This is a genomic window from Mycolicibacterium novocastrense (assembly GCF_001570485.1).
Lineage (GTDB): Bacteria > Actinomycetota > Actinomycetes > Mycobacteriales > Mycobacteriaceae > Mycobacterium > Mycobacterium novocastrense.
Genome location: NZ_BCTA01000074.1, coordinates 1 through 1,933, shown reverse-complemented (window position 1 = coordinate 1,933; position 1,933 = coordinate 1). Strand labels below are relative to the sequence as shown.

The following is a 1,933-nucleotide window of genomic DNA, read 5'->3' as shown; positions in this document are numbered from 1 at the left end:
GCTGGTAGTGGTACAGGTGCCTGCTGCGAGAGAGGAGATCGGGGTGCGGGCGTTTCCGGTGAGGCTGCCGTCCGGCGCGAGGTATTGGACGGTGCTCGATGAGAATCTGGCGGTGGTCGAGGACGCGGACGCGTTCCTGCGGCATGTGCGGTTCGGCCGCGCCGGGTCGGAGCTGACGACCCGGTCGTATGCGGGCGGGATCGCGCTGTTTCTGCGTTGGTGCGCTCGCACCGGCCGGCAGTGGCAGGCGGGTGTGGAGCAGCTGGGGTTGTTCATCACATGGCTGCGGCATGCGGAGTCGGAACCTGCTGGGGTCGAGACTGTTTCGGGTGCGATGCTGCTCGCGGGGCCGGGCGCGGCGCCGGTGCGGGGGGCTCGGCGGATCAACGGCGTGTTGACGGCGGTGCGTGGGTTCGTCGCGCACGCGGTGGCTTCGGGTCGGGCACCGAGCGGGCTGATGCCGCTGATCTACGAGCTGGCCGACGACCGCGACCTGCCGGAGCAGGCCCGCGGTGAGGAGGGCCGGATGGCCTGGCGGATGCGGGCCCGGCACCGGTTGCACGAGCCGGAGACGGTGGTGGACCGTGCCGGCGACGAGGAGATCGTCGCGCTGCTGGCCGCGTGCCGGTCGGCGCGGGACCGGCTGATCGTGCTGCTGATGGCGCGGGCGGGGCTGCGCCGCGGCGAGCTGTGCGGGTTGCGCCGCGGCGACGTGCATCTGCTGACCGACTCGCGGCCGCTGGGCTGTGACATGCCGCAACCGCATTTGCACGTGGTGCGCCGGGACAACCCGAACGGGGCGTGGGCCAAGTCGCGCCGTCAGCGGGTGGTGCCGCTGGATTTCCTGGTGGTGCAGGCCTTCGACGGCTACGAGTTCGAGCGGCTGACGGTGCCGCGGGCGGGCGGGTCGGACTTCGTGCTGGTCAACCTGTTTCGTGAACCGGTGGGCGCGCCGATGCGCCCGGACGCGATCAACGAGCTGATCGGCGCCTGCTCGCGCCGCGCCGGGATCGAGCACATGCGCCCGCATCGGCTGCGACACGCGTTCGGCAGCAACCTCGCCGATTCCGGTGCCGGCCTGGACGAGATCGCCGCACTGTTGGGGCACGTGTCGATGAGTTCGTCGCAGGTCTACCTGCACCCCGACCCGGCCCGGCTGCGTGAGGCCGTCGACCGCGTCGCCAGCCCCCGCGGACTGGCCGGGGCGATCCGGTGAGCGCGGCACGGGCACTGCCGAGGACGGCGGTCGCGGCGGGGTGCGCGCACGTATTCGCCGATGCGGCGATTGCCCCGGATGCCGCGGCCATCGCCACCGTGATCGATCCGGTGTTCCTGACCGAGGCCGGATGGGACGCAACCCGTTTGGTGCTGTCCCCGCCGCCGGAACATCTGCTGCTTGGCCGGCATGTCTGCCGGGCCGCGGGCTGTCTGACGACCGCACCGGCATCGTCGAGGATCTGCGCCGCGTGCCGTCGGCGCCTGGCCGAGCACGGGCTGACCGACGCCCAGATCGCCGACCTGCCCGCCCGCGCCCGGATCCGGTCCGGCCGAGGACCCGATATCTGCCTGGTCGACGGCTGCCGCCGCGAGTGGGAGTCGGCGCGGACGGGGTTGTGCCGCGCCCACACAGAACAGTTGCGGGCCCTGTCCATTGCCGATGCCGATCGGTTCTTCACCCATCCGCAGGTCCGCGGCCTCGAACCGTGTCCGCCCTGCCTGGTCACGGCCTGCACCCGGCAGCGCCGCAATCCGGACGGGCGCTACTGCGGAGCGCACCAGCAGCGGCTGCAGACCGCCCGGGATAGCGACCCTGGCCTGGACGAGAACCGGTGGCGGGCAACCGAACCGGCGATCGGCCGCGGCGGTGAGGTGAGCCTGCGCGGCTTGCCGCCGCTGGTGGTTGCGCAGCTGTTGTTCGGCTTGCAGCAACGCT

1 protein-coding gene and 1 pseudogene are annotated in these 1,933 nt (G+C 72.3%); both read left to right on the top strand.

The features are described from left to right. On the top strand, nucleotides 1–1,216 hold a 1,216-nt coding region (locus tag RMCN_RS24510), incomplete at its 5' end, for a tyrosine-type recombinase/integrase (protein ID WP_322788625.1). Beyond that, nucleotides 1,213–1,933 (top strand): annotated as a pseudogene (locus RMCN_RS24505) (transposase); the annotation flags it as partial. The gene RMCN_RS24510 and the pseudogene RMCN_RS24505, both read left to right, overlap by 4 nt.